This window comes from Pseudomonas soli (assembly GCF_900110655.1).
Lineage (GTDB): Bacteria > Pseudomonadota > Gammaproteobacteria > Pseudomonadales > Pseudomonadaceae > Aquipseudomonas > Aquipseudomonas soli.
The window spans coordinates 86852-108018 of the sequence record NZ_FOEQ01000003.1 but is presented as its reverse complement, the minus strand read 5'-3'; the positions used below and the strand labels follow the sequence as shown (position 1 = coordinate 108018).

Genomic DNA, 21167 nt, shown 5'->3' with positions numbered 1-21167 from the left:
CGGGATCAGCGCACGAATGCCTGGTGCAACTCGGCCAGCGTCTCGAAGTGGAACGCCGGCGCCTCGGCCTCGAGTTCTTCCCGGCTGCCGAACCCATAGCCCACCGCGACGGCCTGCAAACCGTTGCTGCGCGCACCGATCAGGTCATGCTTGCGATCCCCGATCATCAAGGTCTGCGTCGGATCCAGCCCCTCCTCGTCCAGCAGGTGGCGAATCAGTTCCACCTTGTTGGTCCGCGTGCCATCGAGCTCACTGCCGTAGATCACCTTGAAGTGATGGTCGAAGGCGAAATGCCGGGCGATTTCACGGGCGAACTCCCAAGGTTTGGAGGTGGCGATGTACAGGGTGCGGCCCTGGCCATTGAGCGCTTGCAGCAACTCGGGCACGCCGTCGAACACCAGGTTTTCGTACAGCCCGGTTACCTTGAAGCGCTCGCGGTAGAAGTTCACCGCGTCCCAGGCCTTGGCCTCGTCGAAGGCATAGAACTGCATGAACGCCTGCAGCAAGGGCGGGCCGATGAAGTGCTCAAGGCGGGTAAGGTCTGGCTCGTCGATGCCCAGCTTGGCCAGGGCGTACTGGATCGAGCGGGTGATGCCCAGGCGCGGGTCGGTCAGGGTGCCGTCGAGGTCGAAGAGGATGTTCTGCTGGTGCATGGTGTTCTCTGCAGTCGGATTCATTCCGGGAGGTCGTAGCCTTCGGCCAGGTGCTGGTCCTTGAGCTTGACGTAGTTGCCGGCGCTGTAGGGGAAGAACGCGTGTTCCTGCTCGCTCAGCAGGCGCACCTGTTTCACCGGGCTGCCCATGTACAGGTAGCCGCTGACCAGGCGTTTGCCGGGTGGCACCAGGCTGCCGGCGCCGATGATCACTTCGTCCTCGACGATGGCGCCGTCCATGATGGTGCTGCCCATGCCGACCAGGATGCGATTGCCCAGGGTACAGCCATGCAGCATGACTTTGTGACCGATGGTCACCTCGTCGCCTATGATCAGTGGGTAGCCATCGGGGTTGAACGGCCCGGCGTGTGTGATGTGCAGCACGCTGCCGTCCTGCACGCTGGTACGCGCGCCAATACGGATCCGGTGCATGTCGCCGCGTACTACGGTCAACGGCCAGATCGAGCTGTCCTCGCCGATCTCGACGTCGCCGATGACCACCGCCGAACGGTCGACGAAGGCCCGTGGTCCCACTTTCGGCGTGTGTTCCCGAAACGTGCGGATGGCCATGATAGTGTTCCTCTGCAATGCCGATAGGCAGGCTGCCTGCTGCGGTCGGCGTCGATTGTAATTAAGATGGTCCCGTGTTTCTCCTGCCAAGGTACCCGAACCGTGAGTGCGAACAACCCGCTGCTGCAGTCCCATGATCTGCCGCCCTTCTCGGCGATCCGCGCCGAGCATGTGCTGCCGGCGATCGAGCAGATCCTCGCCGACAACCGCAAGGCCATCGCCGAGATCCTTGAGAAGCAGGGCAAGAACCCGACCTGGGCCGGCCTGGTGCTGGCAATGGACGAACTCAACGACCGCCTGGGCGCCGCCTGGAGCCCGGTCAGCCACCTCAACGCGGTGTGCAACAGCCAGGAACTGCGCGAGGCCTACGAGTCGTGCCTGCCGGCCCTGAGCGCCTATTCCACCGAACTGGGCCAGAACCGTGCCCTGTTCGAAGCTTATGAAGCCCTGGCCGCCAGCCCTGAAGCCGCCAGCTTCGACGTGGCGCAGAAAACCATCATCGACCACGCCCTGCGCGATTTCCGCCTGTCGGGCATCGACTTGCCGGCCGACAAGCAGCAGCGCTACGCCGAGGTGCAGAGCAAGCTCAGCGAACTGGGCAGCCGCTTCTCCAACCAACTGCTCGACGCCACCCAGGCCTGGACCAAGCACGTCACCGACGAAGCCGCGCTGGCCGGCCTGACCGACTCGGCCAAGGCGCAGATGGCCGCCGCAGCGCAGGCCAAGGGCCTGGACGGCTGGCTGATCACCCTGGAGTTCCCCAGCTACTACGCAGTGATGACCTACGCCAGCGACCGCGCACTGCGCGAAGAGGTGTATGCCGCCTACTGCACCCGTGCCTCCGACCAGGGCCCGAACGCCGGCCAGTTCGACAACGGCCCGGTGATGGAAGAGATCCTCGACCTGCGCCAGGAGCTGGCCGGGCTGCTGGGTTACAAGAACTTCGCCGAGCTGAGCCTTGCCACCAAGATGGCCGAGTCCAGCGACCAGGTGCTGAGTTTCCTGCGCGACCTGGCCAAGCGTTCCAAGCCATTCGCCGCCCAGGACCTGGAGCAGCTCAAGGCCTATGCCGCCGAGCAGGGCACCGCCGAGCTGGCCAGCTGGGACGCCGGGTACTTCGGCGAGAAGCTGCGCGAGCAGCGCTACAGCGTGTCCCAGGAAGCGTTGCGCGCCTACTTCCCGATCGACAAGGTGCTGTCCGGCCTGTTCGTCATCGTGCAACGCCTGTACGGCATCGAGATCAACGAGCTCAAGGGCTTCGACAGCTGGCACCCGGACGTGCGCCTGTTCGAGATCAAGGAAAACGGCCAGCACGTCGGCCGTTTCTTCTTCGACCTCTATGCCCGCGCCAACAAGCGTGGCGGTGCCTGGATGGATGGCGCCCGCGACCATCGCCGCACCGCCAATGGCAGCCTGCAGAGCCCGGTGGCCAACCTGGTGTGCAACTTCACCCCGGCCACGCCCGGCAAGCCCGCGCTGCTCACCCACGACGAAGTCACCACCCTGTTCCACGAGTTCGGTCACGGCCTGCACCACCTGCTGACCCGTATCGAGCATGCCGGCGTGTCCGGCATCAACGGCGTGGCCTGGGATGCGGTGGAGCTGCCGAGCCAGTTCATGGAGAACTGGTGCTGGGAGCCCGAGGGCCTGGCGCTGATCTCCGGCCACTACGAGACCGGTGAGGCATTGCCCCAGGACCTGCTGGACAAGATGCTCGCGGCGAAGAACTTCCAGTCCGGCATGATGATGGTGCGCCAGCTGGAGTTCTCGCTGTTCGACTTCGAGCTGCACGCCACCCATGGCGACGGCCGCAGCGTGCTGCAGGTGCTCGAGGGCGTGCGTGACGAGGTCTCGGTGATGCGTCCGCCGGCCTACAACCGCTTCCCCAACAGCTTCGCGCACATCTTCGCCGGCGGTTATGCGGCGGGTTACTACAGCTACAAGTGGGCCGAAGTGCTGTCGGCCGACGCCTTCTCGCGCTTTGAGGAAGAAGGTGTGCTCAACGCCGAGACCGGTCGCGCCTTCCGCGAAGCCATCCTGGCCCGTGGCGGTTCCCGAGAGCCGATGGTGCTGTTCGTCGACTTCCGTGGCCGCGAGCCTTCCATCGATGCATTGTTGCGCCACAGCGGCCTCACCGAGGACGCTGTGGCATGAGTGAGGTAGCCTTGAGCAAGAGCAAGCGACGCTTCATCGCCGGGGCGGTATGCCCGGCATGCAGCGAGATGGACAAGCTGATGATGTGGAACGAGGACGGCGTGCCGCACCGTGAGTGCGTGGCCTGCGGGTTCACTGACACCCTGAACGAACAAGGCCTGTCGGTACCCAGCGAGCTCGGCACCCGGGTCAATCACCTGGCGCCGAAAGCGCCGCCGGCCAAGGTGCAGACCGTGCAGTTCTTCCCCAATCCGAAGCTGAAGAAGCCTTCGGAATAACGACCTTTCGGGCGCCCTCGGGACGCTCTTTGGGGGCAGGGTAGATATTGCTGCCTGTCCCGCTTGGGTGGGTCACTAAGGTGTAGGTCCTTTGACCCGCACCGAGATGCACGATGACCCATCCATTTGTTTTTCTTCCTGGCGGGCTGCTTGATTACGCGTCGTTGCGGCCCGAGCAGCTCGAACCGGCTGTTCGTCAGATTCATGATGCCAACCTGGTAGCGCTTGAGCGGATCGTTGCCGATCAGGCGCATTTTCCTGGATGGAATGACCTGGTCCTGGCAATCGAGCGGCTCGACCAGCGGCTGGAGGACACTTTTCACTCACTGGTCCCCCTCGCTTACGAGGGCGAGGATTGGGCCGATGCCGTGGGTGCCTGCCATGGTTTGCTCGGCGGCTGGAAGCGGTCTAAGCATGAATATCCGGGGCTGTTGCAGGCCTATCAACGCATCGACGAGGCGACACTCGACACTGAGCAACGTGTGGTGCTGTCGAGGATTCTCAGGGACTTTCGCCTGGGTGGCTTTCAACTGGGTGGCGCTGAACGAGCCCAATTGCGCGCGACCGAAGCCGCCATAAGCGGGCTCGAACGGCAGTTCATGGACAATCTCAGCGGCGCCCGAAGTGCCGGTGCACGTTTGTTGTCCGATGAATCGCAATTGAGTGGCCTTGACGGACCCCAACGGCAGCGCCTGCGTGACAAAGCCCAGGAAGAGGAGCTGGATGGCTGGCTGATCGACCTGGGGGAAACGACCGTCGAGGCGATTCTCGAATCGGCTGATGATCGCTCGCTGCGTGCCTGGGTCTACCGTGCTTCCCGGTCACTGGAGACGGACCCTGACCACGACAATGCCCAGGTAATGCAAGCGCTGTTGCGTTTGCGACACGAGCGGGCCCAGCTGCTGGGCTTGTCCAACGCTGCCGAGTTCGGGCTCGAGCTGAAAGCTGCTCGTACCACAAGCGAGGTCGAAGCATTCATCAAGGGTCTGATCGAAGAGAACCGTCCCAGGCTGCAGGCCGACCTCGAGGAACTGCAGGAGCGGGCTGACCAATTGGGTATGGGGGCGCTTGAGCCTTCGGATATCGCTTATCTGACCAGGCAACTCAGGGACGATGCTGTCGCCGGGCTGCAACTGCGTGATCGCTTCCCACTCGATACAGCCCTGACCGCTTTGCGCGAGCTGCACGAACGATTGTTCGATATCCGCATGGTGCCGCGTGCCGTCGCGGTCTGGCACGCAGATGTGCAAGTGCTGGAGGTACGCGAACAGGGTAGCGTCCTGGGGTACATCTACCTCGACCTTCACGCGCGTCCTGGCAAAGTGTCCTGGCCGTACTGCTACCCCATGCGTCAGCGCCATGTCGATGCCGACGGTGCGATGACATTGCCAACCACACTGCTGTCGTGCTCCTTCGCACACGGGCCCGATGGGTTTACGTCGCACCTTGGCCACAGCGATTTGTGCAAGCTCCACCATGAGTTCGGCCATGCGCTGCACCAGATTCTCGTGACCCATCGTCACCGTCGCCTCAATCGCACCTTGCCGGCGATGCTCGGCCCGGACAGCTGTGAGTTCGTTGGCATCCTGTTCGAGCAATGGTGCTGGTCCGCACCGGCTCTGCAAGGCGTCACTGCCCTCATGGCGGATACTGCCCCGGTTCCCCTGGAAGCCTTGCGGCGCTGGCTGGCGAGCCGACGGCGGCTGCGAGGCGTGGCCGAGGCCGAGAAGCTGCGTCGTGCCTGGTTCGATTTCATCGCGCATCGCGATAGGGATGCACGTCTCGACCTGCAAGACCTGGCGCGCCAGGCCAGCCATCTGGTCGGGCTCCCTGCGGCGTTCGCGCAGGAGCGTTTCGTCGAGTCTTTCGATTATCTGGTGACAGGTTATGAGGCCGGGTACTACAGCTACAAATGGGCCCAGGCGCATGCCATCGATGCGTTCACCCGCTTCGAGGAACAAGGTGTCGATCAGCGGGAGGTCGCGCGGATAATGCGGCGGGAACTCATGACCAAGATTGCTTTGCGCGGGCTTTCCGCTTCATTCAACGCGTTCGTCGGCCGGGGGCTTTCCCTGGCGGCCTACCGTGACTGGCATCAGCCTGCCTGACGGTACTGGCTATCGATGACGACTCATTATACTGTACAAAAATACAGTAAATGGATTGTCGTCATGTCTACTTCTCCCATCCGCGGCCGCGGCACCGCCAGCAACCCGCACAACCGTTTCGCCCCGAGTCGTGCGGTGGCCGAGGATGACGGGTGGTACCAGGAGGTGCCGATAACCCAGGGCACCGAGGTACGGATCGAGGTGGCGAAGACCATCATCGCCCGCAATACCTCCCCTGACCTGCCCTTCGACCGCTCCATAAATCCGTATCGCGGTTGCGAGCATGGCTGCATCTACTGTTACGCCCGTCCCAGCCACGCCTACTGGGACCTCTCCCCCGGCCTGGACTTCGAAACCAAGCTGATCGCCAAGACCAACGCCGCCGAGGTGCTCGAGCAGCAGTTGAGCAAGCCTGGCTACGTCTGTGCGCCGATCAACCTGGGGTCCAACACTGACCCTTATCAGCCCATCGAGCGCGAACAACAGCTGACCCGGCGCCTGCTCGAAGTTCTGCTGCGCTACCGCCACCCAGTGACCATTGTCACCAAGGGCTCGCTGGTGCTGCGCGACCTGGACCTGTTGAGCGAGCTGGCCAGCCAGCGCCTGGCGCGGGTGATGATCAGCCTCACCACCCTGGACGATGAGCTCAAGCGCACCCTCGAACCACGTGCGGCCGCTCCAAAGGCGCGCCTGCGCGCTATTCGCGTGCTGCGTGAGGCCGGTGTGCCGGTGGGCGTGCTGTGCTCGCCGATGATCCCGATGATCAATGACAGCGAACTGGAGCACCTGCTGCAGGCGGCGAAGGAGGCCGGCGCGCAGAGCGCGGCGTACATGATGCTGCGCTTGCCGCTGGAGGTGGCGCCGTTGTTCGAGCAGTGGCTGCACGATCACTACCCGCAGCGGGCCGCGCATGTGCTGAGCCTGATTCGTCAGAGCCGGGGCGGTGAACTGTACGACAGCCGCTTCGGTGCGCGGATGCGCGGTGAAGGGGTGTTCGCTGACTTGCTGGCGCAGCGCTTTCGCAAGGCGGCCAGGCGGCTGGGGTTCGAAGGGCGTGAGGAGTTGGCGCTGGACTGCAGCGCATTCTGTCCTCCCGGTGCTCAGATGGCGCTGTTCTAGCCAGCGGCTCGTTCAATCGGGAAGTCGAGCTCTATAAGTACAACTAAAGCAACCCAACAATTTCACTCATGCAGCTTGGCATCTGATGCTTTTTTGCTATTATCCAGTTCTCCCCTCTCCTATCCAGAACGCCCGTTCTAGAGCCTGCGCAATTAAGTTTCAGTTAAGTTTCCTACGCTAGCGTGAGTCATGAGTCAGCGGTGACTGTGATTATTTACCCGTGCGCGTCATCTAAATCCCCGCGTCACCCTGATCTTTCCCCGGTAACATGGAATTCACTTTCAAACCGTCCAGAGGATGAATCATGCCCGTCAAGGACCCATCCAAGGTTGTCCCGGCCGCACCCGCCGAAAGCGCCGATGCCGCCCTCAAGCATATCGTCGACGGCTTCCTGCGGTTCCACACCGAAGTCTTCCCCGAGCAGCAAGAGCTGTTCAAGAAACTGGCCACCGCGCAGAAGCCGCGGGCGATGTTCATCACCTGCGCCGATTCGCGTATCGTTCCTGAGCTGATCACCCAAAGTTCGCCGGGCGACCTGTTCGTCACCCGTAACGTCGGCAACGTCGTACCGCCGTACGGGCAGATGAACGGCGGTGTGTCGAGCGCCATCGAGTACGCGGTGCTGGCCTTGGGCGTGCACCACATCATCGTCTGCGGTCACTCCGACTGCGGTGCCATGCGCGCGGTGCTCAACCCGCAATCGCTGGCCAAGATGCCGACCGTTTCCGCCTGGCTGCGCCATGCCGAAGTGGCTCGGACCGTGATCGAAGACAACTGCTCCTGCGGCAGCGAGCACGAAAGCATGCAGCTGCTGACCAAGGAAAACGTCATCGCCCAGCTGCACCACCTGCGTACCCATCCTTCGGTCGCCTCGCGCCTGGCGGCCGGCCAGTTGCACATCCATGGCTGGATCTACGACATCGAAACCAGCCAGATCGAAGCCTACGATGCCGCCAGCGACCGCTTCCTGCCGCTGACCGCAGGCGAGTCGATCCCTTCTGCCACACCGAGAGGCCGCTACTAAGCGACCCCAACACGCTGAACAAGCCTTGATTGCCGGCTGCACCCGATGGGTGCGGCGCGGCCTTCGCCTGCCTTGAATCTTCCTGAATGCCGTGCCGGCAGTCCCGCTGGCGGCCCACGCCTGCGCGTCGTTCAGGCTTCCCCGTGCTAGCGGTCAGCGGAATGGCCGTGAATCTAGAAAGGAGCTACATGGTGAACATGACACAGATAAAGGCGGCCATGCCGCGTGAGTTGCTGGCTTCGGTGGTGGTCTTCCTGGTAGCCCTGCCCTTGTGCATGGGTATCGCCATCGCCTCGGGCATGCCGCCCGCAAAAGGGCTGATCACCGGGATCATCGGTGGCATCGTCGTGGGCTTCCTCGCCGGTTCTCCGTTGCAGGTGAGCGGCCCGGCGGCGGGCCTGGCGGTGCTGGTGTTCGAGCTGGTGCGCCAGCATGGCGTGGCCATGCTCGGGCCGATCCTGCTGTTGGCCGGCCTGCTGCAACTGCTGGCCGGGCGCTTGCGCCTGGGCTGCTGGTTCCGGGTCACCGCACCAGCGGTGGTATACGGCATGCTTGCCGGGATCGGCGTGCTGATCGTGCTGTCCCAAGTGCACGTGATGTTCGACACGGCGCCCCAGCCATCGGGCGTGGACAACCTGCTGGGCTTCCCGGCGACGCTGGCCTCGGCCCTGCCGCTGGAAAGCGCAGGCGCCGGTTGGCAGGCCGGCGCGTTGGGCCTGGGCACCATCGCCATCATGTGGGGCTGGGAGCGCTGGCGCCCGCAACGCCTGCGCTTCATTCCCGGTGCCTTGCTCGGTGTGGCGGCAATGACCGCTGTCAGCTTGTGGCTGGCTCTGCCGGTCAACCGCGTGCAGGTACCTGCGGACCTGTCCGAGGCCATTGACTGGCTGCGCCCCGACGACCTGCTCAAGCTGGCCGACCCGACCCTATTGGTGGCGGCCTTCGCCCTGGCCTTCATCGCCAGCGCCGAGACCTTGTTGTCCGCGGCGGCAGTCGATCGCATGCACAGTGGCCAGCGCTCGGATTTCGACCGAGAGCTGTCGGCGCAGGGTATCGGCAACATGCTCTGCGGCGTGCTCGGCGCATTGCCGATGACCGGTGTGATCGTACGCAGTTCGGCCAATGTCCAGGCCGGTGCGCAGACTCGCGCCTCGGCGATCCTGCATGGCCTGTGGTTGTTGGCGTTCGTCGTGGCGCTGAGCAGTGTGCTGCAACAGATCCCGGTGGCCAGCCTGGCCGGGGTGTTGGTCTACACCGGCGTGAAACTGGTGGACTTCAAGGCGTTCCGCGGCCTGGGCCGCTACGGGCGGATGCCGATGTTCACCTATGCGGCGACGGCCCTGGCAATCATCTTTACCGACTTGCTGACCGGCGTGCTGCTGGGCTTTGCCCTGACCCTGCTGAAACTGGCGCTGAAGGCGGCGCGGTTGAAGATCAACCTGGTGGCGCTGGACGAGCCGGGGCACATGGAGCTTCGCCTTGGCGGCGCGGCCACCTTCCTCAAGGTGCCGGCGCTGACCCAGGTGCTGGATTCCGTGCCGGAGGGAACCACGCTGCACGTGCCGCTCGGCAACCTGAGCTATATCGACCATTCCTGCCTGGAACTGCTGGAGGACTGGGGCCGCAGCGGCGCGGCCAAGGGCTCGCGGCTGGTGCTGGAGCAGCGGCGTCTGAAGCGGCGGGTCGAGGGAAGGTTGCGGACTACGGCGGGGGTTGGCGCTTAGGGTAAGTCTGTAGCGGCCTATCGTGGGGCAAGCCCACTCCCATGATCGAGTTCGTGAGAGCGGGCTTGCCCCGTGATAGGGTCGGATCAGGTCAACTCAGGCCGACTGGCTCAACTCCACGCCCAGCTGGCGCGACAGGCATGGCCAGCGTTTCCAGGCCTCTCCGGTTTCCGGGTTCGACAGCTTGTCGCGATAGTGCTCGACTGACTCCACGGCAAAGCTCTCGTCATCGAGCATCTCGTCCACCGAGTGATGCACCACCTCATCCAGCTGGTTGGCGAAGGTCTCGCCGATCAGCTGGTGGGCGATCAGGTTGGCGACCGTGGTATCCACCGGAATCAGCGGCTGCTGGAAATGGCGGATATACAGGTCGTTGACTTCCTCGACCAAGCGATGCGCCAGGTAGGCCTCGTCCAACAGGCAGTCCAGCCCGACCTGCCCCGCCATCACGCTCGGTGGCTGCAGGAAATAGGCCTCGGCAATCTTCAGCACTGGCTTGATCTGCGATTCGATGCCGGCCTCGAGGGCCACGGTGTGCGCGGCTTCGAGCAGTTCTGGAACCTCGTTGATATAGGCGCCGACGAAGCGGGCCAAAGTACCCTGGGCGTCCTGCTGGGGTAGGTGAATCGAAGGGTGCAGGTGTGGCAGTTGCTTCTCGAGACGGTTTTTCAGTTGGCCTGTGCGGCTCTCATGTTGATGGGCGTTTTCGATCTGCTCGCGTACAGCAGCGATGTTCATGACAACTCCAGGGACAAGGCGTTACAAACGGAAGACACTAAGTTAGCTTGCTTACGAGAATCGCTAAGACGCATTTGTTATATCTCTGAGGCACGTGTAGGAAATTGGCTATATCAATGTGCCATTATTGTGTCCCGGCCCAGTATCCATGGGCCTTTCAGCGCAAACGTTTGGTTGCGTGAAGATCATTTCAGTCCCTGCGTTGCGCCCCATTCGTCGGTGTCTATACTCCGCTTGAAACGTGATTCGTTGATGAGGCCCGACTGCCTTAAGCAGGGGGCTCGGTCGTCGAAGCCAGGCAGTCTTGGCCACCGTTCCCCCCTTTGTCGTAGCAGGTCGTCCACGCCTCCGGGACTACAAGAACGATAAGGGGAACCCGCAATGATGCGACATCCACATGTCTGGATGGGCCTGTTGCTGTGGTCATTGTTTGGTCAGGCACAGGCCGCATGGACGGTGAACATGGCGCCCGGGGCGACGGAAGTCTCCCACGCGGTGTTCGACCTGCACATGACCATCTTCTGGATCTGCGTGATCATCGGCATCGTGGTGTTCGGCGCGATGTTCTGGTCGATGGTCGTCCACCGCCGTTCCACCGGGCAGCAGGCCGCGCACTTCCACGAGCATACCTGGGTCGAGATCCTCTGGACCGTCGTGCCCTTCCTGATCCTCGTGGCCATGGCCATCCCGGCCACCAAGACCCTGATCGACATCTACGACGCCAGCGACTCGGACATCGATATCCAGGTCACCGGCTACCAGTGGAAGTGGCACTACAAGTACCTGGGCCAGGACGTCGAGTTCTTCAGCAACCTGGCCACCCCCGCCGAGCAGATCCACAACAATTCACCGAAGGACGAGCACTACCTGCTCGAAGTCGACCAGCCGCTGGTGCTGCCGGTGGGCGCCAAGGTGCGCTTCCTGGTGACCGCTGCCGACGTCATCCATTCCTGGTGGGTGCCGGCCTTCGCGGTCAAGCGTGATGCCATCCCCGGCTTCGTCAACGAAGCCTGGACCCGGGTCGAGAAGCCCGGGATCTACCGTGGCCAGTGCACCGAACTGTGCGGCAAGGACCATGGCTTCATGCCGGTGGTGGTCGAAGTGAAATCCAAGGCCGACTACGACACCTGGCTCGGCGAGCGCAAGGCCGAGGCGGCCAAGCTCAAGGAGCTGACCAGCAAGGAATGGACCCTCGAAGAGCTGGTGGCGCGTGGCGACAAGGTCTACCACACCACCTGCGTGGCCTGTCACCAGGCCGAAGGCCAGGGGTTGCCGCCGATGTTCCCTGCCCTCAAGGGCTCGAAGATCGCCACCGGGCCCAAGGAAGCGCACCTGGGCATCGTCTTCCACGGCAAGCCGGGCACCGCCATGGCGGCATTCGGCAAGCAGCTTTCGGAAGTCGATATCGCCGCGGTGGTCACCTACGAGCGCAACGCCTGGGGCAACAACAAGGGCGACATGGTCACGCCGAAGGACGTGCTGGCGCTCAAGCAGGCCGAAGCGCAATGAGCCGGGCTACCCGCGGCAGTCAGTGGATTGCAGGAGACAGGACATGAGTGCAGTGATCGACGACCACGCCCACGGTCATGAACATGCCCACGGCCCGGCCAAGGGCCTGATGCGCTGGGTGCTGACCACCAACCACAAGGACATCGGCACGATGTACCTGTGGTTCGCCTTCACCATGTTCCTGCTTGGCGGCTCGTTCGCCATGGTGATCCGCGCCGAGCTGTTCCAGCCCGGCCTGCAGATCGTCGAGCCGGCATTCTTCAACCAGATGACCACCATGCACGGGCTGATCATGGTGTTCGGTGCGGTGATGCCGGCTTTCGTCGGCCTGGCCAACTGGATGATCCCGCTGATGATCGGCGCGCCCGACATGGCCCTGCCGCGGATGAACAACTTCAGCTTCTGGCTGCTGCCAGCGGCGTTCCTGCTGCTGGTCTCGACCCTGTTCAGCCCCGGTGGCGGGCCGAACTTCGGTTGGACCTTCTATGCCCCGCTGTCGACCACTTACGCCCCGGCCAGCGTGACCTTCTTCATTTTCGCCATCCACCTGATGGGCATCAGCTCGATCATGGGCGCGATCAACGTGATCGCCACCATCCTCAACCTGCGCGCCCCCGGCATGACCTTGATGAAAATGCCGCTGTTCGTCTGGACCTGGCTGATCACCGCGTTCCTGCTGATCGCGGTGATGCCGGTGCTGGCCGGTGTGGTGACCATGATGCTGATGGACATCCATTTCGGCACCAGCTTCTTCAGCGCCGCCGGCGGCGGTGACCCGGTGTTGTTCCAGCATGTGTTCTGGTTCTTCGGTCACCCCGAGGTGTACATCATGATCCTGCCAGCCTTCGGCGCGGTCAGCTCGATCATCCCGGCGTTCTCGCGCAAGCCGCTGTTCGGCTACACCTCGATGGTCTATGCCACCGGGGCGATCGCCTTCCTGTCGTTCATCGTCTGGGCGCACCACATGTTCGTGGTCGGCATCCCGGTGGTGGGCGAGCTGTTCTTCATGTACGCCACCATGCTGATCGCCGTGCCCACCGGGGTGAAGGTGTTCAACTGGGTCAGCACCATGTGGGAAGGCTCGCTGACCTTCGAGACGCCGATGCTGTTCGCCATCGCCTTCGTCATCCTGTTCACCATCGGCGGCTTCTCCGGGCTGATGCTGGCCATCGCGCCTGCGGACTTCCAGTACCACGACACCTACTTCGTGGTCGCCCACTTCCACTACGTGCTGGTGCCCGGGGCGATCTTCGGCATCTTTGCCTCGGCCTACTACTGGCTGCCGAAATGGACCGGGCACATGTACGACGAGACCTTGGGCAAGCTGCACTTCTGGCTGTCGTTCGTCGGCATGAACCTGGCCTTCTTCCCCATGCACTTCGTCGGTCTGGCCGGCATGCCCCGGCGCATCCCCGACTACAACCTGCAGTTCGCCGACTTCAACATGGTCTCGTCGATTGGCGCCTTCATGTTCGGCGCCACGCAGATCTTCTTCCTGTTCATCGTCATCAAGTGCATCCGCGGTGGCGCGCCGGCACCGGCCAAACCTTGGGACGGCGCCGAGGGGCTGGAGTGGTCGATCCCTTCACCTGCGCCTTACCACACCTTCCAGACGCCGCCGGAAGTGAAGTAGGAGCCCGCCCATGGACGGCTTGTCGCTCAAACGCCTGGTCAGCCGCCTGCTGATGCTGACCGTGGTGATGTTCGCCTTCGGCTTTGCCCTGGTGCCGATCTACGACGTGATGTGCAAGGCCTTCGGTATCAATGGCAAGACCGGCGGGCAGTACGCGGGCACCCAGGTGAGCGACCCGACCCGTTCGGTGCGGGTGCAGTTCATGTCGACCAATGCCGGCGACATGAGCTGGGAGTTCCACTCCACCGCCGACCAGATCGAGGTCAACCCGGGGGCGGTGAACCAGATGATCTTCGTGGCCCGCAACCCGACCAACCAGCCCATGAGCGCCCAGGCCATCCCCAGCATCACCCCTGCCGAGGCCGCGGCGTACTTTCACAAGACCGAGTGCTTCTGTTTCACCCAGCAGGTCCTGCAGCCGGGCGAGCGCATCGAGATGCCGGTGCGCTTCATCGTCGACCGCGACCTGCCGGAGTCGGTGAAACACCTGACCCTGGCCTACACCCTGTTCGACATCACCGCTCGCCACCCCCCGGTCGCCCACGCCGCGACCGAGGGCGCCCGTTGAGGGAAGGAGATACATCATGGCAAGCCACGAGCATTACTACGTACCGGCGCAGAGCAAGTGGCCGATCATTGCCACGATCGGCATGTTCATCACCGTGTTCGGGCTCGGCACCTGGTTCAACGACCTCAAGGCCGGCCACCCGGAGTCCCATGGGCCGCTGATCTTCTTCGTCGGCGCGCTGTTCCTGGCCTACATGCTGTTCGGCTGGTTCGGCGCGGTGGTCAAGGAAAGCCACGCCGGGCTCTACAGCGCGCAGATGGACCGCTCGTTCCGCTGGGGCATGAGCTGGTTCATCTTCTCCGAGGTGATGTTCTTCCTGGCCTTCTTCGGCGCGCTGTTCTACGTGCGGGTGCTGGCCGGGCCGTGGCTGGGGGGCGACGGGGCCAAGGGTGTGACGCACATGCTCTGGCCCAACTTCGAGTTCGTCTGGCCGCTGCTGCACACACCGGACCCGAAACTGTTCCCACCGCCCAAGGAGGTTATAGATCCGTGGCACCTGCCGCTGATCAATACCATCTTGCTGGTGAGCTCCAGTGTGACCGTGACCATCGCCCACCACGCCCTGCGCAAGGGGCACCGCGGCACGCTGAAGCTGTGGCTGGGGCTGACGATCCTGCTGGGGCTGGCGTTCCTCGCCCTGCAGGCCTACGAGTACCACGAGGCCTACAACAAACTCGGGCTGACCCTGGGCTCGGGCATCTACGGCGCGACGTTCTTCATGCTGACCGGGTTCCATGGCGCGCACGTGACCTTGGGCACGCTGATCCTGTTCGTGATGTTCTGCCGGGTGTTGCGCGGGCACTTCGAGCCGGACAAGCACTTCGGCTTCGAGGCGGCGAGCTGGTACTGGCACTTCGTCGATGTGGTGTGGGTGGGGCTGTTCATCTTCGTGTATGTGCTTTGACCACGGAGGGAACACTTAGAAAGGTGCGTGCGACACCAGTTGCCCACTGATCAGGCCCCAGGCCACCAGGGCGATGGTCAGGGTGGCGAGGGCGACGCGCACGGTAAGGGCCTTGAGCAGGCGGGTCGACTGGTCGTCGTCCTTGACCAAGAACACCAGGCCACTGAACAGGCTGGCGATGGTGGCCAGCAGCATCAGGACAATTGCGGCCTTGAGCATGGCGAAACTCCGGGGGATGCGGTGATGGATACAAGTATAGCGCTCGACCTCACGAGGCCCTGGTGAAGCCGTTTCGCCCAGGCCTGATACCGACCCTGGTGGTGCTTGCGCTGCTACCGGGGTTGATCGCGCTCGGCTGCTGGCAACTGCGGCGCGCCGACGAAAAGCGTGACCTGCTGGCCACCTACACCGAGCGCCAGATCGAGGCGCCGGTCACTGCTGTCCGGTTGCGCCAGCTACCAGACCCGGCGTTCTACCCCGTGCACCTGTATGGCCGGTTCGACGCCGATCACAGCCTGCTGCTGGATAACCAGATGCGCGACGGCAAGGTCGGCGTAGAGCTGTTGCAGCCCTTCCACGACCAGGTCAGCGACCTGTGGTTGCTGGTCAATCGAGGCTGGCTGCCGTGGCCCGACCGTCGCGTGCCGGTCCGCTTCGACACGCCGAGCCAGGCGCTGGCGCTGGACGCCACAGTCTACGTGCCGCCGGGCAAGACCTTCCAACTGCACCCGGACAACCCCGACGGCCAGTGGCCGCAACTGCTGACTGCGATCGATCCGGCCGGGCTCTGGCAGCAGCTGGGCCGGGAGGGCTTTGCCCAGGAGCTACGCCTGCAGCCAGGCCCTGCCGCCTACCGCCTGGACTGGCCGGTGGTCGCCATGGGCCCGGAAAAGCACCAGGGCTACGCCGTGCAGTGGTTCGCCCTGGCCAGCGCGCTGGTCCTGCTCTACCTGTATTTCGGCTGGCATCACAACGACAAGGAGAACCGCCATGGCCGCCGCCACGAGTCCACTGGACGTGCCTGACCGCCGCAAGCCCCGCGGGCGCCTGCAACTGCTGTTGATCCTGTTCGTCGTGCTCGGGCCGATGATACTTGCCACCAGCATGTACAAGCTCAAGTTCTGGGTACCGGAAGGTCGCAGCTATCACGGTGTGATGATCGGCAATGGCGAGGGCCGGGCCGATATCGGCATCGATGCCCAGGACGAGCGTTGGCAGCTGTTGGTCAGCGCTCCGGGCGCCTGTGTCGAGGAGTGCCAGCAACTGGTGTACCTGGCCCGGCAGATCCAGGTCGGCCTGGGCCGCGATGCCAGCCGCGCCAGCCATGCCCTGGCGGCGGCCCAGCCGCTGGCCGCCGACTACCAGGCGCTGCTGGGCCGCGAGTACCCGCAGTTGCAACGCTACCCGCTGGATGCCCAGCGCTATATCCAGAAGGTCGGCGACACTGCCCCGCAACTGTGGATCGTCGATCCTCACGGCAACCTGGTGCTGCGCTACGACGCCAAGGTCAAGGGCAAGCATGTGCTGGACGACCTGCGCCACCTGCTCAAGCTGTCCAACATCGGCTAGGAGGCTGCCATGGCCAGACCCGGATTCCGCCTTGCTGTGTTCGCCACGCTACTGGCGCTGCTGGTCGTGCTGCTCGGCGCCTACACTCGCCTGACTCACGCTGGTCTTGGCTGCCCCGACTGGCCGGGGTGCTACGGCTTCATCAGCGTGCCCAAGACCGATGCCCAACTGGCCCATGCCGAGCTGCACTTCCCTGAGCACCCGGTGGAAGAAGCCAAGGGCTGGGCGGAGATGGTCCATCGCTATTTCGCTGGCACCCTGGCGCTGGTGATCGCACTGCTTGCCTTCCAGGCTGTACGCCGGCATGCCCATGACGGCCAGCCCTACCGCCTGCCGGTGTTGCTGCTGGGGGTGGTGCTGGCCCAGGCGGCGTTCGGCATGTGGACCGTGACACTGAAACTGTGGCCCCAGGTGGTGACCGCCCACCTGCTTGGCGGGTTCACCACGGTGAGCCTGCTTTTCCTGCTATCCCTGCGTCTATCCCGGGCCTTTGCGCCCTTGCCGAAACTGCCGCTGAGCCTGCGACGGATCGCTGCGTTGGCGCTGCTGGTGGTGACCGGCCAGATCGCCCTGGGCGGTTGGGTCAGCGCCAACTACGCGGCGGTGGCCTGCATCGACCTGCCCACCTGCCATGGCCAGTGGTGGCCGGCGGCGGACTTCAGCAACGGCTTCCACCTGACCCAGCATGTCGGCCCCAATTACCTGGGCGGGCAACTGGACAGCGATGCGCGCACGGCGATCCATGTCAGCCACCGGCTCGGCGCAATGCTGGTGCTGGCGGTTCTATCGATGCTCGGCTGGAAGCTGCACCGCCATGGCCTGAGCGGCCTGGCGCGCCTGGTATTGCTGGCGCTGGCGCTGCAGTTAAGCCTGGGCATCAGCAATGTATTGTTCCACCTGCCGCTGGGCGTGGCTGTTGCCCACAACGCCGGCGGTGTGCTGCTGCTGCTGACCATGGTGCTGGTGAACTACCGCATCCGCGTGGTCGACAAGGTTCGCGTGGGCCATGGCTGGCGCCTGACACCGGTGGTCGGGGGGCAACTCACTCATCACATGAGGAACGATTCGTGGCGACGGTTCTGAGCACGGAACGCCAGCGCGCCGGGTGGCGTGACTATCTGGAACTGACCAAGCCGAAGGTGGTGGTGCTGATGCTGATCACCTCGCTGGTGGGGATGTTTCTCGCTACCCGCGCGGGGGTGGCCTGGAACGTCCTGCTGTTCGGCAACCTGGGAATTGGCTTGTGCGCGGGTGCCGCGGCGGCGGTCAACCACGTGGTTGATCGCCGCGTCGATGCGCTGATGGCCCGCACCCACAAGCGCCCGCTGGCCCAGGGCCGGGTCGCGCCCTTGCCGGCACTGCTGTTCGCCCTGCTGCTGGCCGTGGCAGGGATGGTTTTGCTGTTAACGTTCACCAACCCCCTCACCGCCTGGCTGACCCTGGCCTCGCTGCTGGGATACGCGGTGCTCTACACCGGCTTTCTCAAGCGAGCCACGCCGCAGAACATCGTGATCGGCGGCCTGGCCGGGGCAGCACCGCCATTGCTGGGCTGGGTGGCGGTCAGCGGGCACCTGGGCGCCGAGCCCCTGCTGCTGGTGCTGATCATCTTCGCCTGGACACCGCCGCACTTCTGGGCCCTTGCGATTCATCGCAAGGAGGAGTACGCAAAAGCTGATATTCCCATGCTACCCGTTACCCATGGCGAGCGTTACACGGCCCTGCATATCCTGCTCTACACCTTGATATTGCTGGCCGTGAGCCTGTTGCCCTACGCCATTCACATGAGCGGCCCGCTGTACCTGGCCTGTGCCCTGGTGCTGGGCCTGCGCTTCCTGCACTGGGCCTGGGTGTTGTACCGTGGCACCCGGCCGCACGCGGCGATCAAGACGTTCAAGTACTCTATCGGCTACCTGTTCGCCCTGTTCATCGCGTTGCTCGTAGACCACTACCTTTTGCTGAACCTATGACCCGAACCCAGAAAACCGTCTTCATCCTCGTTGCCCTGGTCGCGCTGATCATGGGCCTGACCGTCAACAAGGTGCTCAACGACCGTGGTCAGTTGAACCCCACCGAACTGATCGATGCCGGCATCATCCTGCTGCCGCAGAGCCGTACCGTGCCGGACGTGACCATGACCGACCAGGACGGCCAGCCGCTGGTGCTGGACCAGCTCAAGGGCAAGTGGTCATTGCTGTTCTTCGGCTACACCTACTGCCCGGACATCTGCCCGACCACCCTGGCCCAGTTGCGCCAGGTGAAGAGCGAGCTGCCCAAGGAGGCGCTGGAGCGTCTGCAGGTGGTGCTGGTGAGCGTCGACCCGAACCGCGACACGCCGAACCAGCTCAAGCAGTACCTGGGCTATTTCGACAAGGATTTCGTCGGGGTGGCGGGGTCGATCGAGGACACCCAGAAGCTGGCCAACGCCTTGAGCATCCCGTTCATCCCGGCCGATACCAGCAAGCCGGGGTATACCGTGGATCACAGCGGCAACCTGGCGGTGGTCGGGCCTGACGGGCGTCAGCGCGGGTTCATCCGTGCGCCGTTCAACAACCAGAAGCTGGTGGCGCAGTTGCCGGGGCTTGTGAAGCGCGACTGACCGTTGAAATGAGTCGCGGGGCAAGCCCGCTCCCACGCCGGACATAACTTGCGTGGGAGCGGGCTTGCCCCGCGATTGGCATTCAATCCTTGGGCCAGCTGCGAAAGAGCCGCAGAGCATCCGCAGCAGTTCCGAAGTAGCACGCAGGCTATCAGACCTGGTAATTCTACCAGTTGAACGAATGTCTCATCCCTTACAGGCTAGCGCCCGAACCATTAGTTCGGAGTGCCCGAAATGCCATCTACGGACAAAAGCCGAGTTTGCAACACCAGATCTTTGGCGCAGGGCAGTACACGTCGCCTCCAGGCGCTGACAATGCTGCTTAGTACCAATCAGCAAGCTTCGCCGCTTTGCGAAACTGATATGAACGGTAGACGTGTTGGAGCCTACACGCCCTACGGGCTGGAAACTGTATTGCAATCGCGCCTGGGCTTCACGGGCCAGTTGAGGTCCACCGAGCTACAAAGCTACTTGCTCGGAAATGGGTACCGCTTGTACAGCACGACATTCATGCGCTTCCATTCACCAGATTCGCTGAGCCCTTTCTTGGAGGGCGGCATCAATTGTTATGTCTACTGCAATGGCGATCCTGTGAATTTCAGCGACCCGACTGGCCATATGCTCAGATCCTCTTCGCCCGGCCGTCATTCAGGAGCGGGTAACACTGCTAGACGAATTTCTGAAAGCGGGATGTCACCTTCCCAGGTGCTGGAGGGAATGATGGCCCACTTTGATCAGCTACCACTCCCTGACACCAATACCGCTCTACAGCCACAACACGCAGTACATGGAGCAAGCTCTCCAAACACAGTAACCGGACCAAGTAGTTCGGCACCACGTCCCAATAGGGAATCAATCAAAGCGTCCATGAAGGCGGCAGTGGAGCAGAGGCTCACGACGGCAACGGCAATACCCATTGAAGTGAATCCAGCCCGTGCGCAGGCAGTTATGGTTGAACTCAGGAGAACTTCAGTGGCTTTGGGCGGTGTTACTGGTTCTTTCGCAGATCCGGCCCAGGGTTTGACGTACAACAATTATCTGGACGCTTTGGCGGTGTTGCGCGGTGGAACAGACAACTAGGCTGAGTTATAAGGTGACAAAACGCAGTCCAGCCTTTGTAGATGCATCGCGGGCAAGCCCACTCCCACAGTTGCAGTGCTAGGGTTGAGCTGGCACTGCAACTGTGGGAGCGGCCCTGTATCGCGATGGGCCGCAAAGCGGCCCTGGGAATTTCAGCTTAGAACGCAGGAACCACAGCGCCCTTGTACTTCTCGGTAATGAACTGCTTCACCTCAGGCGAGTGCAGGGCCTGTACCAGCTTCTTCACCGCGTCCGCGTCCTTGTTGTCCTCGCGGGTCACCAGGATGTTCACGTACGGAGAGTCCTTGCCTTCGATGGCCAGGGCGTCTTTTTCCGGGTTGAGCTTGGCTTCCAGCGCGTAGTTGGTGTTGATCAGGGCGGCATCGACCTGGGTCAGCACACGCGGGATGGTCGCGGCTTCCAGCTCCCGGAACTTCAGGTTCTTCGGGTTCTCGGCGATGTCCTTGATGGTCGACAGGATGTTCGTGTTGTCCTTGAGCTTGATCACTCCGGCCTTGTCCAGCAGCAGCAGGGCGCGGCCGCCGTTGGTGGCGTCGTTGGGAATGACCACGGCGGCGCCGGAAGGCAGTTTGTCGAGCTCCTTGACCTTGGTCGAGTACACACCCAGCGGCTCGATGTGCACGCCGGCGACGCTTACCAAGTGAGTGCCCTTGGCCTTGTTGAACTCATCCAGGTACGGCTGGTGCTGGAAGAAGTTGGCGTCCAGGCGCTTTTCCGACACCTGCACGTTCGGCTGGATGTAGTCGGTGAACTCCTTGACCTTCAGTTCCACGCCTTCCTTCGCCAGCTGCGGCTTGACGAAGTTGAGGATTTCGGCGTGCGGCACCGGGGTGGCGGCGACCGTCAGGGTCTCGGCGTGGGCCGAGAAGGCCGCTACCGCGGCGACAACAGCAAGCAGCTTCTTCATTGATCACTCCTTG

General features: G+C 63.2%; 21 protein-coding genes. 16 read left to right on the top strand and 5 right to left on the bottom strand.

Translation table 11 applies throughout. The features are described 5' to 3' along the window. Positions 1-5: 5 nt before the first annotated feature. Complete coding sequence (locus BMY03_RS08440) at positions 6-653, bottom strand: HAD family hydrolase (RefSeq protein WP_094011055.1); 648 nt, start codon at positions 651-653, stop codon at positions 6-8. Positions 654-673: 20 nt separating this feature from the next. Then, positions 674-1222 carry a gamma carbonic anhydrase family protein gene (locus tag BMY03_RS08435; RefSeq protein ID WP_023628737.1) on the bottom strand — a complete coding sequence of 183 codons (549 nt, stop codon included), beginning with the start codon at positions 1220-1222 and terminating at the stop codon, positions 674-676. 102 nt (positions 1223-1324) lie between these two features. On the opposite strand from BMY03_RS08435, the gene prlC reads away from it, so the two are divergent. The 6 genes from prlC to BMY03_RS08405 all read left to right on the top strand — a co-directional run bounded on the left by prlC (position 1325) and on the right by BMY03_RS08405 (position 9629). After that, a complete protein-coding gene (gene prlC / locus BMY03_RS08430) occupies positions 1325-3376 on the top strand; it encodes an oligopeptidase A (protein ID WP_038707103.1) in 2052 nt (683 codons plus the stop codon). After that, on the top strand, positions 3373-3654 hold the full coding sequence (locus BMY03_RS08425) for a YheV family putative zinc ribbon protein (RefSeq protein ID WP_023628738.1): 282 nt from the start codon (positions 3373-3375) through the stop codon (positions 3652-3654). The genes prlC and BMY03_RS08425 overlap by 4 nt, the downstream gene beginning before the upstream one ends. Positions 3655-3767: 113 nt before the next feature. After that, positions 3768-5762, top strand: coding sequence for a M3 family metallopeptidase (locus BMY03_RS08420; protein WP_094010803.1), 1995 nt, complete (start codon positions 3768-3770; stop codon positions 5760-5762). A 63-nt stretch (positions 5763-5825) separates the two neighbouring features. Next, positions 5826-6881 (top strand): PA0069 family radical SAM protein, encoded by a 1056-nt coding sequence (locus BMY03_RS08415; protein WP_371041513.1) that lies wholly within the window; start codon positions 5826-5828, stop codon positions 6879-6881. 304 nt (positions 6882-7185) lie between these two features. Then, on the top strand, positions 7186-7905 hold the full coding sequence (locus BMY03_RS08410; RefSeq protein ID WP_023628961.1) for a carbonic anhydrase: 720 nt from the start codon (positions 7186-7188) through the stop codon (positions 7903-7905). Between the two features lie 188 nt (positions 7906-8093). Further along, positions 8094-9629 carry a SulP family inorganic anion transporter gene (locus BMY03_RS08405; RefSeq protein WP_023628962.1) on the top strand — a complete coding sequence of 512 codons (1536 nt, stop codon included), beginning with the start codon at positions 8094-8096 and terminating at the stop codon, positions 9627-9629. Positions 9630-9725: 96 nt separating this feature from the next. Here BMY03_RS08405 and BMY03_RS08400 read toward each other — a convergent pair whose 3' ends face one another. After that, entirely contained in the window at positions 9726-10367 is a 642-nt protein-coding gene (locus tag BMY03_RS08400; protein WP_023628963.1) for a hypothetical protein, read from the bottom strand. A 381-nt stretch (positions 10368-10748) separates the two neighbouring features. Between BMY03_RS08400 and coxB the strand changes: the two genes are divergently transcribed. From coxB to BMY03_RS08380, 4 genes are read left to right on the top strand one after another with little or no spacing between them, the layout of a single operon-like run. After that, entirely contained in the window at positions 10749-11876 is a 1128-nt protein-coding gene (gene coxB, locus BMY03_RS08395) for a cytochrome c oxidase subunit II (protein ID WP_023628964.1), read from the top strand. Between the two features lie 43 nt (positions 11877-11919). Further along, the gene (gene ctaD / locus BMY03_RS08390) at positions 11920-13509 is read left to right on the top strand and encodes a cytochrome c oxidase subunit I (RefSeq protein ID WP_023628965.1); all 1590 of its coding nucleotides are present in this window, start codon (positions 11920-11922) and stop codon (positions 13507-13509) included. A gap of 10 nt (positions 13510-13519) precedes the next feature. After that, on the top strand, positions 13520-14077 hold the full coding sequence (locus BMY03_RS08385) for a cytochrome c oxidase assembly protein (RefSeq protein ID WP_038707108.1): 558 nt from the start codon (positions 13520-13522) through the stop codon (positions 14075-14077). 16 nt (positions 14078-14093) lie between these two features. After that, positions 14094-14981 (top strand): cytochrome c oxidase subunit 3, encoded by an 888-nt coding sequence (locus tag BMY03_RS08380; RefSeq protein ID WP_031314487.1) that lies wholly within the window; start codon positions 14094-14096, stop codon positions 14979-14981. Positions 14982-14996: 15 nt separating this feature from the next. On the opposite strand, the gene BMY03_RS08375 is transcribed toward BMY03_RS08380, so the two are convergent. Beyond that, complete coding sequence (locus BMY03_RS08375; RefSeq protein ID WP_023628968.1) at positions 14997-15200, bottom strand: twin transmembrane helix small protein; 204 nt, start codon at positions 15198-15200, stop codon at positions 14997-14999. A gap of 62 nt (positions 15201-15262) precedes the next feature. Here BMY03_RS08375 and BMY03_RS08370 point away from each other — a divergent pair, with 62 nt between their 5' ends. The 6 genes from BMY03_RS08370 (at position 15263) to BMY03_RS26960 (ending at position 20226) form a co-directional block, all read left to right on the top strand. Next, complete coding sequence (locus BMY03_RS08370) at positions 15263-16006, top strand: SURF1 family protein (protein ID WP_094010801.1); 744 nt, start codon at positions 15263-15265, stop codon at positions 16004-16006. Further along, positions 15972-16550, top strand: a complete 579-nt coding sequence (locus BMY03_RS08365) for a hypothetical protein (RefSeq protein WP_046853607.1) — start codon at positions 15972-15974, stop codon at positions 16548-16550. The genes BMY03_RS08370 and BMY03_RS08365 overlap by 35 nt, the downstream gene beginning before the upstream one ends. A 9-nt stretch (positions 16551-16559) precedes the next feature. Then, positions 16560-17633 (top strand): COX15/CtaA family protein, encoded by a 1074-nt coding sequence (locus tag BMY03_RS08360; protein ID WP_094010800.1) that lies wholly within the window; start codon positions 16560-16562, stop codon positions 17631-17633. After that, the gene (gene cyoE, locus BMY03_RS08355; protein ID WP_094010799.1) at positions 17618-18517 is read left to right on the top strand and encodes a heme o synthase; all 900 of its coding nucleotides are present in this window, start codon (positions 17618-17620) and stop codon (positions 18515-18517) included. Before BMY03_RS08360 ends, cyoE begins: the two co-directional genes overlap by 16 nt. Then, positions 18514-19146: an SCO family protein gene (locus BMY03_RS08350; RefSeq protein ID WP_094010798.1), complete on the top strand. Its 633-nt coding sequence runs from the start codon at positions 18514-18516 to the stop codon at positions 19144-19146. The genes cyoE and BMY03_RS08350 overlap by 4 nt, the downstream gene beginning before the upstream one ends. Before the next feature lie 315 nt (positions 19147-19461). Then, the gene (locus tag BMY03_RS26960) at positions 19462-20226 is read left to right on the top strand and encodes an RHS repeat-associated core domain-containing protein (RefSeq protein WP_371041514.1); all 765 of its coding nucleotides are present in this window, start codon (positions 19462-19464) and stop codon (positions 20224-20226) included. Between the two features lie 157 nt (positions 20227-20383). Here BMY03_RS26960 and BMY03_RS08340 read toward each other — a convergent pair whose 3' ends face one another. Continuing rightward, positions 20384-21154 carry a MetQ/NlpA family ABC transporter substrate-binding protein gene (locus BMY03_RS08340; RefSeq protein ID WP_023632565.1) on the bottom strand — a complete coding sequence of 257 codons (771 nt, stop codon included), beginning with the start codon at positions 21152-21154 and terminating at the stop codon, positions 20384-20386. Positions 21155-21167 lie beyond the last annotated feature (13 nt).

Bases quoted from the DNA above. Each gene is read 5' to 3' on its own strand.
- BMY03_RS08440 (WP_094011055.1), bottom strand. From the start codon at position 653: ATGCACCAGCAGAACATCCTCTTCGACCTCGACGGCACCCTGACCGAC.
- BMY03_RS08435 (WP_023628737.1), bottom strand. From the start codon at position 1,222: ATGGCCATCCGCACGTTTCGGGAACACACGCCGAAAGTGGGACCACGG.
- BMY03_RS08425 (WP_023628738.1), top strand. From the start codon at position 3,373: ATGAGTGAGGTAGCCTTGAGCAAGAGCAAGCGACGCTTCATCGCCGGG.
- BMY03_RS08420 (WP_094010803.1), top strand. From the start codon at position 3,768: ATGACCCATCCATTTGTTTTTCTTCCTGGCGGGCTGCTTGATTACGCG.
- BMY03_RS08415 (WP_371041513.1), top strand. From the start codon at position 5,826: ATGTCTACTTCTCCCATCCGCGGCCGCGGCACCGCCAGCAACCCGCAC.
- BMY03_RS08410 (WP_023628961.1), top strand. From the start codon at position 7,186: ATGCCCGTCAAGGACCCATCCAAGGTTGTCCCGGCCGCACCCGCCGAA.
- BMY03_RS08405 (WP_023628962.1), top strand. From the start codon at position 8,094: ATGGTGAACATGACACAGATAAAGGCGGCCATGCCGCGTGAGTTGCTG.
- BMY03_RS08400 (WP_023628963.1), bottom strand. From the start codon at position 10,367: ATGAACATCGCTGCTGTACGCGAGCAGATCGAAAACGCCCATCAACAT.
- coxB (WP_023628964.1), top strand. From the start codon at position 10,749: ATGATGCGACATCCACATGTCTGGATGGGCCTGTTGCTGTGGTCATTG.
- ctaD (WP_023628965.1), top strand. From the start codon at position 11,920: ATGAGTGCAGTGATCGACGACCACGCCCACGGTCATGAACATGCCCAC.
- BMY03_RS08385 (WP_038707108.1), top strand. From the start codon at position 13,520: ATGGACGGCTTGTCGCTCAAACGCCTGGTCAGCCGCCTGCTGATGCTG.
- BMY03_RS08380 (WP_031314487.1), top strand. From the start codon at position 14,094: ATGGCAAGCCACGAGCATTACTACGTACCGGCGCAGAGCAAGTGGCCG.
- BMY03_RS08375 (WP_023628968.1), bottom strand. From the start codon at position 15,200: ATGCTCAAGGCCGCAATTGTCCTGATGCTGCTGGCCACCATCGCCAGC.
- BMY03_RS08365 (WP_046853607.1), top strand. From the start codon at position 15,972: ATGGCCGCCGCCACGAGTCCACTGGACGTGCCTGACCGCCGCAAGCCC.
- BMY03_RS08360 (WP_094010800.1), top strand. From the start codon at position 16,560: ATGGCCAGACCCGGATTCCGCCTTGCTGTGTTCGCCACGCTACTGGCG.
- BMY03_RS08350 (WP_094010798.1), top strand. From the start codon at position 18,514: ATGACCCGAACCCAGAAAACCGTCTTCATCCTCGTTGCCCTGGTCGCG.
- BMY03_RS26960 (WP_371041514.1), top strand. From the start codon at position 19,462: ATGCTGCTTAGTACCAATCAGCAAGCTTCGCCGCTTTGCGAAACTGAT.
- BMY03_RS08340 (WP_023632565.1), bottom strand. From the start codon at position 21,154: ATGAAGAAGCTGCTTGCTGTTGTCGCCGCGGTAGCGGCCTTCTCGGCC.